Source organism: Lyngbya confervoides BDU141951 (assembly GCF_000817775.3).
Lineage (GTDB): Bacteria > Cyanobacteriota > Cyanobacteriia > Thermosynechococcales > Thermosynechococcaceae > Lyngbya > Lyngbya confervoides.
On sequence record NZ_JTHE03000073.1, the window covers coordinates 1 to 3,109 of the forward strand.

Annotated in this window: 2 protein-coding genes and 1 pseudogene; 1 reads left to right on the forward strand and 2 read right to left on the reverse strand. The window is 49.3% G+C overall.

What is annotated here, in order from left to right:
* Positions 1-101 precede the first annotated feature (101 nt).
* Both QQ91_RS12835 and QQ91_RS12840 read right to left on the reverse strand, forming a co-directional pair.
* Positions 102-596: pseudogene (locus QQ91_RS12835) on the reverse strand (IS5 family transposase); the annotation flags it as partial.
* Between the two features lie 279 nt (positions 597-875).
* Positions 876-1,364 carry an SRPBCC family protein gene (locus QQ91_RS12840; RefSeq protein WP_166284029.1) on the reverse strand — a complete coding sequence of 163 codons (489 nt, stop codon included), beginning with the start codon at positions 1,362-1,364 and terminating at the stop codon, positions 876-878.
* A gap of 193 nt (positions 1,365-1,557) precedes the next feature.
* On the opposite strand from QQ91_RS12840, the gene QQ91_RS12845 reads away from it, so the two are divergent.
* Entirely contained in the window at positions 1,558-2,115 is a 558-nt protein-coding gene (locus tag QQ91_RS12845; RefSeq protein ID WP_166284031.1) for a hypothetical protein, read from the forward strand.
* The last annotated feature ends 994 nt before the right edge of the window (positions 2,116-3,109 follow it).

Here is a 3,109-nt window from a genome sequence, read left to right on the forward strand (position 1 = left end):
ATCTCTCTGTTAGACCAGAGTTTGACACTTTTGGCAACCCCTGGTGATCACTTCCCCAACTGTTATTGAGAAGTTGCATGCATGGAGGCTCCTATCGCCTTCACCCGAGCCAACACCTGCTTGCCCCCCTCACATTCGGGCGTACTGGCAGCAGTGACGAACACCCGCAGCACTAATCCCAGGGTATCGACACTCACAAAGCGTTTGCGACCCTTAATCTTCTTACCAGCATCGTAGCCCACACTCTCGTGGACACAGGCAGCACTTTTAACACTTTGACTATCAATCACCCCTTCTGAGAGCTGTCGATGACGTTGTTGGGCCATGCGTACCCACTCGCGCAGATGGTCATGGATAGTGACCCAGGTGCCATCTAGGCGCCAATTGCGAAAGTAGGTATACACGGTTGGCCATGCTGGAAAGTCCGCAGGTAAAGCCCGCCAGCGCACACCCTCAACGAGCACATACAGGATGGCGTTGAGCACTTCCCACAAATCGACACTGCGGGGACGTCCCCCTGGTTTTGCTTCTGGCAGTAAGTCACTCAATAATTCATACTGGTCACGCGTTAAGTTGCTGGGGTAGTCTTTACTCATTGCCTCACTCCGGTGTTGCTGATGGCTATTTGCAACATACACGGGGTGGGCTTTTCTACCCAAATTCATACTTTTCAAACACGCTCTTAGGACTACCATTCCGAGATTAGGATATTATCCGGAATCGGCCTGATACTTGGAAGTAAAAATTGAGAATCTTCAAAGTTTGAAGGCTTTACTTCATCCACGTTCCAGGACTCGCTCTTCCAGGTCTGAACCGCCTAAACTCTTTGACCGCATCCATGATCCATAAGACCGAGGGACCCCGTGAATTCCCCCTTAGGAGGCAGCCGTACTGTCCATGCTGAACAGTATAGTGTTGAGGCGCTTAGCCAACCCCTGACCACCCTGATACATAACGGCATTGTGGTTCCATTCCAAAATGGGCCGTGCGATCGCCGCCAGCACATTCATCCAAGCCTTGGTGGTGCGAACAGTCCAGGTATAGGTAACGCTGGTTCCTTGATCGGTGCTGGTCAGTTGCCACACCCCGTTACCCACCACCTCCCCCACCGCGATCGCCTCCATCAACACCGGGGCTTGAATGCGGACAACCTCGGTTTCAAAGGTAAGGGTATAAAACAGGGGCATTTTCCAAACAAACCGACGGACATTGCCCAATCCATCCGCGGCACCGGGGTTCAGTTCCTCCACCAAAACCACCGCAGGCCACCACTGGGGCCAATCTTCAGTGTGCTGAATGGCCGCCCACACCGTATCGATGGGGGCGGCAAGATGCCATTGGGTCACAAATTGATAGGCTGCCATGGGTTTCTGCCAAATGATGGTTAGAGTACGGTGTGGATTGGAGGGAGGGTTTTGCCAAGAAGACCTCCTCCATTCATCCACCATCATCGGTGCTCCTGATCACCCCATCTAGATCCGGATATCACAGTTAACCATCCTGTCCAGAGAGAGGATCTAAGTGTAACAACAGCCATAGTCTATTAGGAGGACTACCATGGTTAACAAATTCATCCTAGGCAGTCTCGCAATCGTAGTCTCCTTATCGGGCACTGCTACAAACCAGGTCAGCGCCAAGCCGGTTATCAACCCCGATTTAAACATTGAGCCGGTCACTCGCCCAAACTTACAGATTAAGCCCGTTCCTTTGCTCCGATGCATCGATCCCGCTGCTGAGTCAATTCAGTTTCAAGTGATTCGACGCGATAGTCAGTTTCGCGGCCGAGTTCGGATCACGGGAGTCATCAAAAACGTGGGTTCACTTGCCTACCTCTCACAACCGTCACAACAAGGACTGCTGCTATACGAAAATAACCGCTTGGTTAAAACCTCTTCCTTTCAGAATTTAGCGCCGGGAGCAACGGCTCAAATTTCCTACGAGCGCGACTGGAATTCCTCTTCCCCCGCTGAAGGAGAGTTTCCGCCAACCTACAAGCTGCTGATCACCTACGACCCAGATATTCGCCTGGATGGGAATCCAAATAACGATGACTGTCGCAGCAGTAACAATCAGGCAGTGCGCTCTGGGCAAGGAATCAATGAACTTTTGCGGTAATCATCCTTGAATCAAAAGACCAGGGAGCTCGCTCCTATTGGCTGAGCCCACTCCCTGGTCTCTTAATTGTCCCCTGCCGCCTGAGGTCCGATCATCAGGAGCAAAAACTCGTAGAATGTCAATCTTTTATACAAAACATAAGCAAACAAAATATTTTTTTCATAGACGATATTTTTGGCTTATACCACGAATTTAAATCAGCGAGACGCCTTTGAAAACAGGTCTAAGACCCTCCTCTCCTTCTCTAAAGCCTATCGCCTACCTCTGCCTTATATAAGCAAAATTAATCATAGACAAAACGCTATGACTACTCAAAATAATATTGTGTTTTTTCTATTCAAGATTTCATGTATTGTCATTTTAGTCAGGTTTTTAGGAATCTTTGGGCTTTTGGTGAATATCGACACTATCCTTTCAGCCCATCTGTACGGATAATGTTCAAGAAAATCAATTTTGTGCTCGGAAAAATAGATTTACTATTTCTATGACTCGAATTGATTGGTCATTCACCCTTAGTGCGCTGTCACTAAATTTCTGAGCTTCATTTTGACAATGGCCTGACAACCATTCAGCGTTAAAGACCGTGAAATTCTATGGAGTTAAACAGAATTCTCTGCTCACCAAAGCATAAGCGATGTCGATCTTTCCCGCTGGGCCGCTGCTCGCGATAAGGTCATCATCGAGTCGGGTGACGGTGACATTGCCGAGAGTAAGGGCAAATGCCCATGCCTCCTCTGATGAGTCAAGGCCTAAGCCCCAATGGCAGAACAGTTCCCATAGGTATCCTTTCCCAACGCCCTTCGCTTCAATTCAATCTCAATAGCGAGGCCGCCTATTTCGTTTCTTTGTGTAATGTGAGGAGTAACATGCGCTTTCCGTTTTATAGAGGCTTTTTGAAAAAGCCCGCAATTTTTGCTTGGGCAGCGATCGCGGCGATCGCCACTCCCTTGAGCCCCACTCCCGCTGAGGCCAACGAGGACCTTCTCTACCAGCC

Excerpts from the sequence above, each read along its gene's own strand:
- QQ91_RS12845 (WP_166284031.1), top strand. The coding sequence starts at position 1,558 with ATGGTTAACAAATTCATCCTAGGCAGTCTCGCAATCGTAGTCTCCTTA.
- QQ91_RS12840 (WP_166284029.1), bottom strand. The coding sequence starts at position 1,364 with ATGGCAGCCTATCAATTTGTGACCCAATGGCATCTTGCCGCCCCCATC.